Origin of the sequence: Acinetobacter yuyunsongii, assembly GCF_041021915.1 — a bacterium.
Classification (GTDB): Bacteria; Pseudomonadota; Gammaproteobacteria; order Pseudomonadales; family Moraxellaceae; genus Acinetobacter.
The window spans coordinates 93,636-108,833 of record NZ_CP157435.1; the positions used below are offsets into that span (position 1 = coordinate 93,636).

General features: G+C 37.0%; 10 protein-coding genes and 2 pseudogenes. 5 read left to right on the forward strand and 7 right to left on the reverse strand.

What is annotated here, in order from left to right; all coding sequences use genetic code 11:
• Nucleotides 1–350 precede the first annotated feature (350 nt).
• From ABLB98_RS00440 to ABLB98_RS00455, 4 genes and pseudogenes are all read left to right on the forward strand, one after another.
• A complete protein-coding gene (locus ABLB98_RS00440) occupies nt 351–803 on the forward strand; it encodes a hypothetical protein (protein WP_087536636.1) in 453 nt (150 codons plus the stop codon).
• Between the two features lie 177 nt (nt 804–980).
• Nucleotides 981–1,646, forward strand: coding sequence for an RluA family pseudouridine synthase (locus tag ABLB98_RS00445; protein WP_348882743.1), 666 nt, complete (start codon nt 981–983; stop codon nt 1,644–1,646).
• A gap of 434 nt (nt 1,647–2,080) precedes the next feature.
• Nucleotides 2,081–2,419, forward strand: a pseudogene (locus tag ABLB98_RS00450) (transposase); the annotation flags it as partial.
• Nucleotides 2,420–2,464: 45 nt separating this feature from the next.
• A pseudogene (locus tag ABLB98_RS00455) lies at nt 2,465–2,620 on the forward strand (transposase); the annotation flags it as partial.
• A 71-nt stretch (nt 2,621–2,691) separates the two neighbouring features.
• Here the strand turns inward: ABLB98_RS00455 and ABLB98_RS00460 are convergent.
• Nucleotides 2,692–2,955 carry a Txe/YoeB family addiction module toxin gene (locus ABLB98_RS00460; RefSeq protein ID WP_004907133.1) on the reverse strand — a complete coding sequence of 88 codons (264 nt, stop codon included), beginning with the start codon at nt 2,953–2,955 and terminating at the stop codon, nt 2,692–2,694.
• Nucleotides 2,942–3,205 carry a type II toxin-antitoxin system Phd/YefM family antitoxin gene (locus ABLB98_RS00465; RefSeq protein WP_000557943.1) on the reverse strand — a complete coding sequence of 88 codons (264 nt, stop codon included), beginning with the start codon at nt 3,203–3,205 and terminating at the stop codon, nt 2,942–2,944. Before ABLB98_RS00465 ends, ABLB98_RS00460 begins: the two co-directional genes overlap by 14 nt.
• Before the next feature lie 415 nt (nt 3,206–3,620).
• Here ABLB98_RS00465 and ABLB98_RS00470 point away from each other — a divergent pair, with 415 nt between their 5' ends.
• Entirely contained in the window at nt 3,621–6,968 is a 3,348-nt protein-coding gene (locus tag ABLB98_RS00470) for a DEAD/DEAH box helicase (RefSeq protein ID WP_348882744.1), read from the forward strand.
• Between the two features lie 17 nt (nt 6,969–6,985).
• Here the strand turns inward: ABLB98_RS00470 and ABLB98_RS00475 are convergent, their stop codons facing one another.
• From ABLB98_RS00475 to ABLB98_RS00495, 5 genes are all read right to left on the reverse strand, one after another.
• Nucleotides 6,986–8,275, reverse strand: a complete 1,290-nt coding sequence (locus ABLB98_RS00475; RefSeq protein WP_004647812.1) for a type II toxin-antitoxin system HipA family toxin — start codon at nt 8,273–8,275, stop codon at nt 6,986–6,988.
• Nucleotides 8,272–8,580 (reverse strand): helix-turn-helix transcriptional regulator, encoded by a 309-nt coding sequence (locus ABLB98_RS00480; protein WP_004282130.1) that lies wholly within the window; start codon nt 8,578–8,580, stop codon nt 8,272–8,274. The genes ABLB98_RS00475 and ABLB98_RS00480 overlap by 4 nt, the downstream gene beginning before the upstream one ends.
• Before the next feature lie 227 nt (nt 8,581–8,807).
• On the reverse strand, nt 8,808–12,041 hold the full coding sequence (locus tag ABLB98_RS00485; RefSeq protein WP_348882745.1) for a site-specific integrase: 3,234 nt from the start codon (nt 12,039–12,041) through the stop codon (nt 8,808–8,810).
• The gene (locus tag ABLB98_RS00490) at nt 12,025–14,307 is read right to left on the reverse strand and encodes a hypothetical protein (RefSeq protein ID WP_348882746.1); all 2,283 of its coding nucleotides are present in this window, start codon (nt 14,305–14,307) and stop codon (nt 12,025–12,027) included. Before ABLB98_RS00490 ends, ABLB98_RS00485 begins: the two co-directional genes overlap by 17 nt.
• Nucleotides 14,307–14,978: a hypothetical protein gene (locus ABLB98_RS00495; RefSeq protein WP_125268711.1), complete on the reverse strand. Its 672-nt coding sequence runs from the start codon at nt 14,976–14,978 to the stop codon at nt 14,307–14,309. Before ABLB98_RS00495 ends, ABLB98_RS00490 begins: the two co-directional genes overlap by 1 nt.
• Nucleotides 14,979–15,198: the final 220 nt, after the last annotated feature.

Consider the following 15,198-nt stretch of genomic DNA (forward strand, 5'->3'; position numbering starts at 1 on the left):
GAGTAGCATGCACCGATGCTTATAAAGCAAGTGTGTAAAAACCCAAAAGGTCTCGATTCGGCTTAGGACGCTATAGATCAAAAGTCTATAGGCAAAGGTTATGGCTTACAAAGTCATAGGTGTTGAAGTAAACAACATGTTTTCCCTTGATACCCTAAAAATTTAATATAAACAGAATATGACCAATCAGATATAAATAATAAAAACCCGATCAATGAATTTAAATATAAGTGTGAAATAGGTCTTATAATATTTATTTTTTGAATATAAACTCCTGTTTTTATAATAAAAAACAAAATGATATAATTGAAACTAGAAAATTGATCATATTGGAAGAGGTCATAAAAATAATGAAAGAATTCGATCTTAAAATACGTTATCCGCATCAAACTAATCGAAATGAAGCTGATCATTTGGGTGCTTTTGATTTAGAAACGATCGTTGCTCGTTTCGATGAGATGGGATGGCGTCAGCAATTGGTTCGTCAATTACAGCTAGATGGTGTAAGTACCAGCTTTATTGTACGAGATGATTACACTGAACAAACCTTACGCATCACAATAGATGCCTTTTCACAAACACAGCAGCTTGAATTTAAATTAGAAAGCGATATTCCTGTGTTTATTCCTAAAAAAGATTTATTCGGATTGGTGACACGTAAGAGCAAAGACACGATTTCTTTTAATTACTTAACGTTGAGTCGTGCCAAAGAATATTTGATTACTTTTTTAAATCGAGACATTGCAACTTTAGAGCAGCTTTATAAAGACAGTTTAAATAAAGCGATAAAAACAGCATCATAAAAATATACGAGTTAATGTCGTAACAATAATAATCAAAACAGGCAACGACATTAACTCTAGACATCTTCAATCGCATTTCAATAGAACGAGTTCTCTGTTCAGGATTTCATCTCAAAATTCGTTTTTGGCTGAGAACTCGCTATAATTGCCCCGCTTTATTTAGAACCTTTACTGCTCATGCCCTTAAATGACAACTTTATTTATCTACCGCCGCAAGATGCTCTTGAGATGATCTATGAGGATGAAGATTTAGTGGTGATTAATAAGCCAGCAGGGCTATTGTCGGTCATGGGGCGTTTGCCTGAACATCAAGATAGTGCGTATTTGCGCGTTTTAGCACAATATCCTTCTGCTAAAGTGACACATCGTTTAGATATGGCAACATCAGGATTGTTGATGTTCGCGAAGCATAGAGATGCTGAAGTTGCGATTAGCAAAATGTTCCAAGCACGAACGGTTAAAAAATATTATGTGGCACTTGTGCAAGGACAGATTCAGCAAGACGGCAGTGTGGAAGTGCCCTTGATTACCGATTGGGAAAATCGTCCTCGTCAGATGGTGCATTTTGAATTGGGAAAGCCTGCCAAAACGCTATTCCGATCGATTGAGTATGATGTGACAACGGATCAAAGTAGAGTGCGTTTAGAACCAGTGACAGGACGCTCACATCAGCTTCGTGTACATATGATGCATATTGGGCATCCCATTATGGGCGATAAACTTTATCATCCTGAACCTGCCAAATTCCATTTTAAACGTATGGCATTGCATGCCACCTATCTTGCTTTCCAACATCCATTAAAACAATCTGCGATCGAGCTTGAGTCGGTAGTTCCTTTTTAAAGTATGCTCAAAAGAGCATTCTCAAAGAAAAGCATAGTATGGCTAGTCAAATTTGAAGATCTATAATAGATTATAAAATCATATAATGTTTTGAGCCTTTGTTGGATGAGATGGATGCGAGTAGTTAAAAATTTCTATCCTTTTTTGATGATCATATAATTGTTGCGTCTAAAAACTGACATAAAAATAATATATAAACCCACCAACCTTGGCAAGAGTCACCGACATAAAATACACTAAACAACATAATTGGTACGTTAATAAACTCTATATATAACAGTTATATAGAGTTTTTATTTTGTGTGATGTAATTTAAGGTGGGGTGGGGTACTTTGATTTCGGGTCACAAATTTATTGTAATAATCAACAATAATAACCAACATACATATGCTTAATCTAAGGGTATTTTACTGACTGGTATAATTTTATAATGAGAGGGGTGTTGCCAGTTGATCACAGATCGAAATGCCCATGCGATTATTCCACCCAGAAAAAATGCGAAGCCTTGGAAAGATACAAAAGTTCATTCGCTAGAGCGAAATGAATGACTTCGCACTGTTAAACGTTTAGGCAGGACACTATACACTATGGAAAAATGGTCGGGTTACCATCAGCGAAGTCTGGTAGAAACCAAGATGCACTGCATCAAATTATTAGGCGATAAACTCAATGCTCGGAATTTTGATAGCCAAGTCAACGAGATTCATGCACGTGTGGCCATCTTAAATAAGTTTACGGAGCTCGGCCGACCTCACACCCAAGTTGCCACTTAAATTTGAATAACTTAGGAAAGCTCTATCTTTAAAATCTTTATGCAACAAAGCCTTGGAAAAATACGAGTTGTGATCGAACACATTAATAGTCAATTGAAAACATTTAGAATATTAAGTGAACGCTATCGAAATAGACGGAAAAGATTCAGTTTACGCATTAACTTAATTGCTGCACTCGTAAACCGGATAAACTTGAAATAATCACTTTCGCAAGAGATCTGGTCAATAAGTACTTATAAAATATTCTCTCATACTAAGAATAGGGAATATTATTAGTAATGGAACCGACATTGAACAATGGAAATTCGTTCATCCGTCACTTCATAAACTAATCTATGCTTCTCATCAATTCTACGGCTCCAGAATCCTGAAAGATTTGCTTTTAAAGGTTCTGGTTTTCCAGTTCCTTCAAAGGGTGTTCTTTGACATTCTCTGATTAAGGTATTGATACGTTTGAGTATTTTTTTATCCTGTGTTTGCCAATAGATATATTCATCCCAGGCATTTTCAGTCCATTCGACATTACGACTCGTCATCTTTAATCAACTCTCTTTGTTTGGTTTTACCTGCGCGTAATTGAGCAATTGATTCGTTTAAACGAGTGGTATTATTTGGAGATGAAAGGAGATACAACGTTTCCATTAAACTGTCGTAATGATCTTGTCCCATTACTACAGCATGACCGCCTTCTTTTCTTGTAATGAAAGCGACATCTGCATCATCAATAACTTTATCTAAAACAGATTTTAAGTTGTTACGTGCGTCTGTATATGTAAATACATGCATATATTTCTCCCTCATAAAGTAAGCTGTATTAAAACGCTACTGACTAGATGATAGTGATTGAACTTTACAATCTAAAATGTACAGGATTCTGTACATGTTGTCAATGTTGTAACAGTTTTATATCAAATAGGTTTTGTTGCACAAAGATTTCATAACTATATGATTTTAAAAGTTTTGATTATTTTTTGATCCAAAATTAAATTTATTTAAATCAGTTGCTTACATATTTATGCAACAAAGCCCCAGCCAATAGAAAAAACACCAAAGTTCACTACCAGATAGCGAGTTATAATTTAAATTTGAGTGAGTTGGGGGATGCTTCAAATTATAAATCTTTGTGCAACAAAGCCCTACTATTCTGAAATGACAGCTTTGTCCGTTATAATTGTATAAACATTTTTAGTGTCTGGTAATCATGTCGTCATTGATCAATTTTCTATCTCGCTTTAGTACAGCAACTCTTCAGCGCAGTCTGAGCTATGCTAAACACATTGATAGGGAAACGATTGAGTTCTTTGAGGACAAAGACGGGGTTACGATGTATGCCCAAATTGAAGGGACAGATTATTACGATACCGCGATTACCTATAATCTTAAAAAAGACCGTTTAATCGATGACGACTGCACTTGTCCGGTTGGATATAACTGTAAACATGCTGCTGCTTTAGCGCGGTTATTCTTTCAAGAATATCGTCAGGAATTTCAGCAGCGTTATGCTGACTCTCAATCCCCGCAGGGAATCGCAAAACGCCAACGGGGGGATGATCAGGCGCAGCGCTGGTTGAATGATTTTAAACGGTATTTACAACAGACTGAACCAGAGCAATCTGTCAAAACAAACAATTATTTAATTTACCTGCTAGATCAGTCGGTCAGCTTAAAGAAATTGACAGTTGATGTTCAGAAAGCCAGACGCAATAAAAACGGCTCAATTGTGGGGGAAAGTTATTATACCCAATATGAAAATATCACCAGAAAGCATCTGACTTTACCTGAACAAAAACGACAATTATTTAACCAGATTTATTATTATGCCAAAATAAACAGTGACGAACGCTTTTATCAAAGCAATCTTGATATCTCAAGCATTTTATTGGAGCATTTCAAATCTTTTATTCAAAGTGGCGATGTGTACTGGCAAAAAAAGAGCCATACTGCACTTCAATGGTCAGAACAAGGCTATCACATCGAACTGATCTGGCAACAAGGTATAAACAAACAGACAGAGCATTTAAACATTGAATTGGTCAATGGTGATATTCGACTCGATTTAAAATCAAATCCACATATTCAGATTCTCGCGAGCCATCCCCCATGTTATGTGGATATTCAACAGAACACGGTGGGCCAGTTATATGGTGAATATACGGCAAATCTTCTGTACCATTTTTTACAGATGCCTGATCTTCCATCTATGCTCTTGCCAGAGTTTGAGAAACTGACTCATCAATATTCAGACGTGAAAAATCTGCCTCGGCCCGAGTCTATTCAGCATATTGATGTCCTTGAGGGTAGTCCCCAGCCAATTTTACGCTTCGGTGTTTTAGATAAATTTGATTGGAAATTAGAGGAGTCTGTTTGTGCTGAAATTGAATTCTCCTATGCAGGCGGAAGAATAAAAGCAGGTACATCAGGCGACAGTTTTATTGGTGAGCAGCATGGAAAAATGGTGCGACAGCTTCGGGATTTAGTTCAGGAACAACAGTCAATCCAGCGTTTACAGCTGTTGGTCGAATCACTGAAGTGGATGAAAGATCTTAGTTATGACCAGCAATTAAAACTGGATAAACAACGTCTTGATTCTATGGTTTTTGCTTTCTATGGAGACTGGATCAAACAGCTGATGCCCATCAATCAAATTGAATTGATGGGATGGCAGATAGAGCATCTGGAACACAGCCCATTTAAGCTGCAATATGTTGAAAATTTAAATATTTCTATCACTGAATCTGAAAGCCAACAAGACTGGTTCAATATCGGGGCGACCGTTCAGGACAGTGCAGGCAATAGCTATGATTTACTCGATGCACTTGTGGCTTTGGTGAAAGAACAGCCTGATTTACTTGATCCACGGATTTTTAGTCATCTGAATGACAGTCAAATTTTCACCCTGAAAACTGCAGCGGATCAACCAGATTTGGCTCTATCCGCTAGGGATATTAAGCCGGTATTGTTGCATTTGCAGAGCATTTTACAGCAAGAAGAGCGCAGTATTGATCGCTATGATGCGAGTCAATTATTAGAATTGCAGCATAATCTTGGGATGACATGGCAGGTCAGTGATCGCCTGCAGCAATTTGTACAGAAATTCAAACAAGGCTATCAGCAACAACTGCCGACACCACAAGGTTTTCAGGGGGAGTTGCGTCCATACCAACAGCAGGGCTTAGGCTGGTTGCAGTTTTTAAGGGAAACCCAGCATGGCGGGATTCTGGCAGATGATATGGGCTTGGGGAAAACAGCACAAACTTTAGCCCATTTACTCATGGAAAAGCAGGCTGGATATTTGCAGGATAGTCCCGCCTTAATTGTTGCACCCACATCGCTGATGCATAGCTGGTTCAAAGAAGCGGAGAAATTTACCCCTGAGCTCAAGGTATTGCTGCTACAGGGGCCCGATCGCCATCAGTATTTTGAGCAGATTCCGCACTATGATATTGTGTTAACCACCTATCCGCTTCTGGCGAGAGATGAAGAGCAACTAAAGCAATATGAATATCATCAACTCATTTTGGATGAGGCGCAGAATATCAAAAATCCGCGTGCCAAAGCTGCACAGGTAGTACGGCAATTAACAGCGCGACATCGTCTATGTTTAACTGGTACACCTATGGAAAATCATTTGGGTGAGCTGTGGGCACTATTTTATTTCCTGATGCCAGGATTTTTATATTCACAAGAAATTTTTAATAAAAAGTACCGTCATCCGATTGAAAAACGCGGTGATCAGCAGTTAAGGCAAAAGTTGGTCAACCGGATTAAGCCCTTCATTTTACGTCGCTTGAAAACTGACGTAGCCAAAGAGTTGCCAGAAAAAACCACGATTGAAGTCAATATTGATATGAATGACCAGCAATCCAAGTTATATGAGGCTGTTCGTGCCACGATGCAGGAAAATATTCAGAAAATTGTGGCAGAAAAAGGCTTTAAGCGTAGTCAAATCCAAATTTTAGATGCCTTACTGAAGCTACGTCAGGTGTGCTGCCATCCTAGCTTACTAAAGCTGGATTCAGTGAAAATTGGGCAGGCAAACTCTGCCAAACTTGAACGGTTGATGGATATGGTCGTTCCAATGGTGGAAGAGGGGCGAAAAATTCTTATCTTCTCTCAGTTTACCTCAATGTTGGAACTGATTGAACAACAGCTCCATCACGCAGAAATTGGCTATGTGAAGCTGACTGGAAAGACCAAAAAGCGAGATGAAGTCATTACCGCGTTTCAGTCTGGACAAGTGCCGGTATTTTTAATCAGTCTGAAAGCAGGAGGGGTCGGTCTGAATCTAACTGCCGCAGATACGGTCATTCACTATGATCCATGGTGGAACCCTGCTGCTGAAGATCAAGCTTCAGATCGTGCATGGCGGATTGGACAGGATAAGCCGGTATTTGTGTATAAGCTGATTACCAATAAAAGCATAGAAGAAAAAATTCTTGCCTTACAGCAAAATAAAGCAGAACTGGCACAGTCTATTCTAAGCACAGATCATGAGGGAGAAGCGAAACTGACGGAAAATGATGTGATGAAATTGTTTGAGAAATTTTAGCTTGGTTTCAGATTACCCTAATCATCTGTAAGTATCTGAAAGTCTGGATGCAATTTTTTCCAATGTTCTCTTAATTTTTCTTTATGAACAGAAATCATAGGTAAGTCTAGTAATAGCACTGGCCATACTGACCGTGCTTTGTCCATGATCGCGTGAAGTTGTTTTTCAATAACACGCCATGGAACACCGACTTTTTCAGCCCATTGTTCAAAGTGTTTCATCTCAGCTAAATACCAATCTTTATTTTTGGCAAGATTTAATGCGAAATGACGCTCATTTTCAATATATACACTGGTCATTAATATATCGTATGCGGGAGATAATCTGGGTGCACTTTTATCATGATAAATCATACTCCAGTTTTTTAAGTGCGCATCTCCATTGGCGAGCAAAATATTGACGAGTAAGCGGCTGGCAAATTGCTGAATATCAAGAATTTTGTTATCTGAAAATTGATAAATGATCTTTCCTATCTGCTCATAATTTGTGGTGCTGTATTTCTGATGTGGATATGCGCCGAAGATCTGAGCAAAGTCTTCGATGTGAATAAGCTCTATAGTATCAGCAGTACTCTGTCTATCAAATCTTTTGATTGCGAAAGCATATTGCTCTTGGGGTAAATTTAATGGTGGCAGGTCTTGTAAGAGTGCCATATCCACCAAGCGAATCTCAGGGACATCTATGCCGACTGTTTTGGCAAGGCTCATCATAGAATATTCATTTAGTGGAACAAAACCATGTCTGGAAGAAGGAGTTTTGATAATCCAATCCCCTAATAGACTGGATTCTATTGCCTGTGCTAATGTAAAACGCCCATCTTTGGCTTTCATGGAAAACTTCATTTGGACGCCAGCCAAGGAAAACTTATTATCTGTTCGAATCTCTTGCTTTAAAATCTGATCTGGATTCGAGATCTGCAGTTTGAATTTTATTTCATCTGGAATTTCTTCTGGATCTAATGGGGTCGCAATGAGTGCTCCAGGTAAGTCATGACCTAAAGCTGCCAATAACTGAAATTCATTGTCTATATGTACTTTAAGGCTTTGTGCAATGAGTTCGCGTAATGCGCCTTCTGGTAGCAAGTTTGATAGCAAGGGGTGTAAGCGCTGATGTGTAACATAAGTCTTTTCTAAAATCTTATCTGCTTGAGGATACAAGGGGGAAGTCAGCAAGCTCAAGGTCTGGCGTTGCTGATCAAATCGGAAAGAATCCGTAAAAACCAGAATATTTTTTCCGCTCTGAAATCCTGCCAAGTATCCAACGACAGCGTGATGTAATGTTAATTTCAGGACGGCAACAGTATTCATGGTTCCTCTCCTCCGAGAAGACCCTTCCATGGGTTAGTCATTAAGTCATCCTGATCTTCAATAGTGACTTTAATTTCATCATTCAATAATTGTCTAATCAAATGAACCTTATCATCAGGGATGAGCATCAGTTGAGCATTTAATCCTGCCGCGATAATTTCTAAGGTCTCTAATCGAGGGTTGCCCTGACTTTCCAGCTTTTGGTATTGCTGTCTTGAAATGCCTGTACGGGATTGCATATCAACTTGCTTTAAGCCCAATTGGGTTCGTCTTTTTTTGATTTGCTGAAGTAAAGACTTATTCATTGTAGATACATTTATTGCTTTTAGGTCATGTAAGAAACATATTAGTTTCTTTTATTGTGAAAAGCAATTTATGATTTTGTTTAATGTAGATAGTCTGACCATTGAAAATAAGGGGAATTATACTATTTTAATAGTTATATAATAGCGAAAACTGACTATATTTTACTATTAAAATAGAATTATGGGGGTGTTAAACACACAATGGAAATCATAAATAGATCAGTGATTTAATCAGTTTTAAGAAGTTCCTGTTGGTGTAATACAGCCATAGGTTTATGTACGGTATCAGGTGACATGTAATCCAACCCATTAAGCGGAATAGATAGTGGGCGCCCAATACATGCTAGATGTAAGCAAAATTTAAATGCAGCAAGAGCATGACCATCTTTTACTGAGTAGAGTTGTAGACGAGGAAATTCCTCTTGAGTTGATGGATGTTTATCTGTTGATGCTTTTGCTAATTTGAAAAGTTGAGGCTGTTGTTTAGCATCTAACTTTGTTTGCAAATCTTGTCCAAGTAAGTGCCAAAATTTGGCAGGAAATAAAGCCTTAACTTGGGAGTAAAAATGTTCGAGTTGATCGATATCCTTCCAGCGATAATGGATACCTGTGTGTGATGCGGTCACTCGATTCAAAAATATATTCAGGACGCATGCAATTTGTATTGGATTTTTACGAGCTATTTTCTGTAGATGTTCAAAAAAATAAGTCACCGCATGAAGCTCTTCAGTGCTATCAAGCATTGCTGGTTTTAAGTGGGTTGAGCTATCAATACTAAATAAACGTGGATTCCCTTTTTTTGATTTAATGTTTGCTAAATTTAGAGCATTTTCATACCAATAATTGACGAGTTCTTCTGGCAAGCACATACGTTGAGCTGTACTTTTAGGATCTTTAGTAGTCTCCAATATATTGAGCGTTTCATAGAAGCGTTGAAGTGAAATTTTAGAATCTTCTGTTCCAACAAAGAAATCAAAAAAATCATGGGATTGATCTATTTGTAACGACAGTTCATCTAAAATGTCAGTAGCATTACTTTGAAGCCATTTTGTTTGATCGTTCAATAATATAGTTGCTAGAGCGGCCTGGTTTTTTTCAAAATTAAAGTCTTTTTCATCATTTGTTATTTGCAAATTTTTAAACGTTGCATTGTGGCCCATAATTTTTTTAGCCAATTCATTAGGCATATCTGGATGATGTTTTAGTAGTTTTTGACCAGCTATGAAATAACTTAAATGAATATAGCTTTTGAATGTTTCAACTGGCTCTATATGTCCTAAGAGATGTGCAATAACAAACCAATGGTTTTGTCCATGTTGATTTTGAAGTAGCTCAGCTTGAATTTTTTGATATTCGTTTTCGCTATAGTCGGTTAGCTTTTGCACAAGTGGTGCATATTCACAGTTCAGTAAAAGCGATAAATGATTCGCTGCAGTGTGACGAAAAGAGTGAAAGGAGTAATGATGCCCTTTAAAGATCTGATTTAATATCAGTTTTAGAGGTACGGTGACAGTGTGTTTATTCAGTTTTTTATTTTCATTCAAGTTGCTGAACAAATATAAACTTTTCTTGTTCTCTAAACGTTTTTCAACAACAAAATCGCTAAAGAATTGGTACTCATCATCTTTTAGCAAAGCGTATGCAGGCACAATCCGTTCCGCACTATCCGTTTTGAGCAGATGTTGATTCCCTTGTTTTTTTGAACCATAAGGTTGAACCCAGATAGAAAATTGATTTAAACCCTCGATATCTTTTACACGTAACCCGAGTATTTCGTTAATACGCATACCAGTACGGTAAGCCAAAATATAAATAATTTTTAATAATTTATAGTGATGGTCTGAGATGGATTGGTCATGTAAGAGCTGATTTAACTTCTTTAATATGACCTGGAAGGCTGTGTGACCTATGATACGTACCCGTGGTCGACTTTGCGATGCAATAAATTCAAGTTCAAAATCTTCTGCTTGAAAAACAAATTGTTGAAAGGTGTGAAAGCGTTTCAACATGCGGATTGTTTGGTCTTTAGATTTTTTAAACTCAGGTCGATCTGCTTCATCAGCAAGTCGTGTATTGCTAATGATTTGTTGATAGATTTTGTTCAGCAGATCATTAATGTCATCGTCGGCATCGAAGTATTGTAAGGCATGAGTTAAAAACGGTTCTGCGATCCGGGTGTAATATGTATAGATTGAACTATCTGCGAGTTTTTGATTGTCTTGAAATGCCTTCGTGTACTGAGTTGTATCAAAATCAAAGGTGGCTGATAATTTTTTTATTTGCTCTGAACTTGGTAGATAGAGACTGATGAGCCACAAAATAATACGTTTAGAAAATTCATTAAACTGCTCTTGGTGACGCAGGCAAAAATCAATAATGAGTTCAGCAATAGGTTGGTCCGTTGATGATGTGCGAATTATTTTCAGCAAGTTTTTATGAATAAATATCACATTCTCTACTGCTTCAGACGTATTGCGATCTGGTAGGACTTTGGCTGTAGAAGAGACATTTCGTTCGATTTCATCACTTAATTGTGTTTTAAATTTTGGGAATGCAAAGTTTTCAAACTCATGTTCTGATAAACCACACGTGAGTGTGTTTTCTAACAAACATTGTGAAAGGGCAGGATCAACATCTGCATTCTGCAGTTGTAGCCAATTAAAATTGGCGTAGTCACGTAAAAACTTAAAAGTCTTGTTGGTGTATGGATGTTTTATTTTTTGAAAAATGAGGTGCAGATACGCATTCACGTCTAGACTGATGTCACGAATTTGTCTTGTATTGAAGTGAATGAGCCAGAGTCGTGTGAGTTGATCTGGAACAAAATTACGTGATTTTCGTATTGTTTTTTCATCAACAAATAGATCGCCATAGCTTGGAGAAAGTGGCTCTAAAAAGATGATATTAAAATCGCAAATTTTTTGGATTTTTTCAGGGTTTTTTAAATGTTCGAGCAAAGCATTTAATGAAGCTGTTTGATTTAATCCACCGTATAACATTGAGCAAAGCAGAATATTCCCAATAATTTCATCATCAGAAAAAGCGGAACTATCTTGAGCAAGAATCCAGTAATCCCACAGTTTTTCGAGGATGATGTCAATTTCATGACCTGCTTGGATCCAATCTAGGGTGAAAATTGGTTCATCGCGTTTCATCTCAAAGGTGAGATAAGGTAGTGGGAGGTCTAGGTTATTACTTTTATTGAGGTCTTTGATATATGTTCGGAAGAATTCATGAGCATATTTTTTCCAGGCAAGATTCGGTGCTTTACGTTTAATAAACTCATAAATTGCAGGATAAGCTTGAATTAAGTCTTCATTTGAGAATTTTTGTTCATCAAAGTATTGTCGGAGCTCTTGTTCTGCACCAGCTCGTATGTCGTTTTTAGACTTATCTCGTTTGAATTGACGTCTGTCTTCAGCATAGCGTTTTTCTGAGATTTTTTTATTGCGTGATGACATGAGCTTCAACACCTGTAATTTTAAAATATGTTTTCATTTGCTCTAAAACATCTGCAATCTTAGAAAATTGAGAGAGCGATAAACTGGAAAATGGATGTGCTGCTTCTTGTTGCATGAGCTCATGCCCAAATAGAGCTAAAATTTCAGGTTCAGAAAATTTATGAGTCAAAAATGCACGAGCTGTGTGGCGATGCCAATTTTCATGATCAAGTCCTAATTCAGGATGGAAATCTTTGACTGTAGAAGGACTTAGTGGTTTCCACTCATCATTTTGGATGATTCCCAAAAAGGGCAGCTTACTTGCTTCTATTTGTTGTATGACATCACTTAAAGCTGGATGACTCATCATGATTTGAGTCGAAAAATATTCTAAAAATTTAAGGAATTTTTTTATCTCTTCAACTAAAAATGAACAAAGCGGAATGAGGCGTCCGAATCCATTACGGCCGCCTACTTCTTTGTCAGAAACCATCAAAATTTGGCGTTTTAAATTAAAGTTTTTAAGAAATCCAGGGAATTCAGCAACGGGGCGTGCTGCTGTAAAAAGAAGGAGGGTATGCCACATCCATATGTTGTAGTGGTTGTATATAGCAATCAGATCGTCTTCAGCTTGTGAAAAAATATTAAATTTCAATACAGCAAAAATCTCTGTAATGACCTGTGGTTTTGGAGCCTTACGACTACCAAAATGAATTATTGAATCAGGGAGCGAAGGTACACAACTTTCATATGTGTTTGCTACATCTGCACAAAGTGATTTTAGAATATCAACATATTGTGCATGTAATTGTGGAATATTCTGATGACAATAAGAAACAGATGATGACTGATTGGTATCAATCCCTGTGATTAAATCTGCGAGTTGTTTATTCCCTGTTTTTGCAAGAACCGTATGATGCAGTAGAGAACTCACCTTTACGACAGACAGTTTTGGAATCAATAATTCTTGTCTTAATTTGCGTAAATATTGCTGTATATCCTCGAAACTAACCGAATCCATTTTGCGGAGATCCTCAATGAATAGATTCGGGATTGGAATGTCTAAATAGATCGTCTGATTAAGCAAGCTTTTTGAATACTCAAAATCACGGTTCTCAAATACATTAAATTTACTGCTTAAGAAGAACTGATCATTTTTATGGATCAATTTTTGGCGGTTATTTAAGTTTTTAGCTCGCTTGCTTTGTATATATAGCCACTCATTCACACTGTTGCCTGTTAAAAATGCGAGCATCAGGATCAAAGCACTTTTATTTTGATGTTCAGAGTAGTCCACATGAAGTCTTTTCAGTAGATGGTTCACGCTAGATGGATTCGGAAAAAAACTACTCGACGTGAGTAAATGTTCTTTGCGTTGAATATGTTTTGCAACAAGCGGTAGAACATAGCTTTGACTCGTTTCTGAATGTGCTGCGAGTGGTGTGACGTCAGTTGGATTGACAACAATTTGCCGATTAATCGGCTCATCGATTAAGGTTTCTATATTCAGTGCTTTAGATTTAGCCCCTTTTTTGATTTCGATACTTTCTTCAATGAATTGTTCTTCATCAAGAAACTGATGTTGAAGCTGCGTATCGATACTTGCACGTGCAATCTTCGCTTTGTTTTTTAAAACATAGTTAAAAGTAATGCGAATATCATTGAGTAGATTGCGATCAAACTCAGGCAATTCATCCGTATCTAATGTGATCAGATGTTGAATAAATTGCTCTAAGCTCAGCGTTAGATCTTTAAGATAGACATTCCAGAGGCGTTTATATTCTTCTGTATTATGATATTTTTTTTCAGTATCTAAATTTTTATTTGCAGTCCTAAAGCGCTGGAATAAGCGCTTTACGGTATTGAAGTGTTCGGCGTGCGCTTGTTTAAAAAGATCTGGCTTGAGCTCAGGAAGAGCAATTAAATAAATTGCTGCTTTTAAAACTAGAATATTCCAGGTTAAGGCATTTTCTTCTGACTTTGCTAATTGTGCAATTGAGTTCACATACCAAGTAACGGGTGTTGCACTAACAGTATGTTTTCGAGAGGAGACCAAGGCAGCGGGTCTAGCAACAACAGAATTAGTTTGTAGATCAAAATCTAATAGATCGAGATTCAGCTCCTTCAGATATTGATCAGTGGGGTGTAAAGTCAGTAAATCAGCAATATATTGAATATGTTCTGCACGGTTGAACTGCTCATTACCAAAGAGTTTTTCCAGTGTCTGTTTTAATGATACCCGCGGAATATCAGCAGCATTTTGATGGTTTGGGTTATATTCTGACATTATGCTTTCCATAGCTGATCTGGCGTGAGAACGAAGTCCACATTGTTTAAAAGTTGTTGCACAATTCCACTGGTTTGTTGCAGTTGATCAAAAATCTTCTGTCTTTGCCGGTTTATAACTTTATTTCGATAATTCAGCTGATTTCGTGTGAATGAGAGTAGTTTTGCTAGCAGGTCTAAGCTCATAGTACGGTGAGGTTTGAAAGAATTTTCTTTGTTTAAAACCAAGATAACTTCATATGAGATATGTGCATTGATCAGCGATTGCATTTTTGCAGGATTCATTCGATCCAGATCATGGTGATAAGAGGCCAGAAATCTCATGAATTCCAAACTTGCCTCTTTTTTTAATAGCTCAATTTTGTCTTCATCTTGAGGAAAAGAATGGACGAGTAAGTTGATATTCTTAGGTGTGTTCTTAGACCAATATAAGTGCCACTGACAGGCATTTGCGATGGTATAGCCAGATCTATTAGGGTCTTTCCAGACACGGATTTCAGGGTAAGAAGTCAATATTGATAGATCAGCTTTTAAGGATTTGAAAGCCTCTTGATAGCAAAGATAAATTCCAGAAAAATCAGGGTGGATACTGATTTGGATTTTATTAAAATTTTTGCACAACAATTTTTTAGGTGTGCCAAATTTTTCATTGAAATCAAAAGCGTTTTCCATAGTCCTTCATAAGTGTAAAAAATAATCAAGTGAATATTCTTATAATTTTTTGAAATATTAAACAAGATTGATCTACCCTATATTTTGTGTATATTTACAAACTATATACAATATATTGTGATTTTTTATATTTTTAAGAACGGGGTCACAACTTATAGCAATGCTATTTATTTTAAAACTAAGAGTTTCTTAATATGGAAATTAAACAATAGAAACAGGT

Bases quoted from the DNA above. Each gene is read 5' to 3' on its own strand.
- ABLB98_RS00445 (WP_348882743.1), top strand. From the start codon at position 981: ATGCCCTTAAATGACAACTTTATTTATCTACCGCCGCAAGATGCTCTT.
- ABLB98_RS00470 (WP_348882744.1), top strand. From the start codon at position 3,621: ATGTCGTCATTGATCAATTTTCTATCTCGCTTTAGTACAGCAACTCTT.
- ABLB98_RS00440 (WP_087536636.1), top strand. From the start codon at position 351: ATGAAAGAATTCGATCTTAAAATACGTTATCCGCATCAAACTAATCGA.
- ABLB98_RS00465 (WP_000557943.1), bottom strand. From the start codon at position 3,205: ATGCATGTATTTACATATACAGACGCACGTAACAACTTAAAATCTGTT.
- ABLB98_RS00460 (WP_004907133.1), bottom strand. From the start codon at position 2,955: ATGACGAGTCGTAATGTCGAATGGACTGAAAATGCCTGGGATGAATAT.
- ABLB98_RS00480 (WP_004282130.1), bottom strand. From the start codon at position 8,580: ATGAATAAGTCTTTACTTCAGCAAATCAAAAAAAGACGAACCCAATTG.
- ABLB98_RS00485 (WP_348882745.1), bottom strand. From the start codon at position 12,041: ATGTCATCACGCAATAAAAAAATCTCAGAAAAACGCTATGCTGAAGAC.
- ABLB98_RS00495 (WP_125268711.1), bottom strand. From the start codon at position 14,978: ATGGAAAACGCTTTTGATTTCAATGAAAAATTTGGCACACCTAAAAAA.
- ABLB98_RS00490 (WP_348882746.1), bottom strand. From the start codon at position 14,307: ATGTCAGAATATAACCCAAACCATCAAAATGCTGCTGATATTCCGCGG.
- ABLB98_RS00475 (WP_004647812.1), bottom strand. From the start codon at position 8,275: ATGAATACTGTTGCCGTCCTGAAATTAACATTACATCACGCTGTCGTT.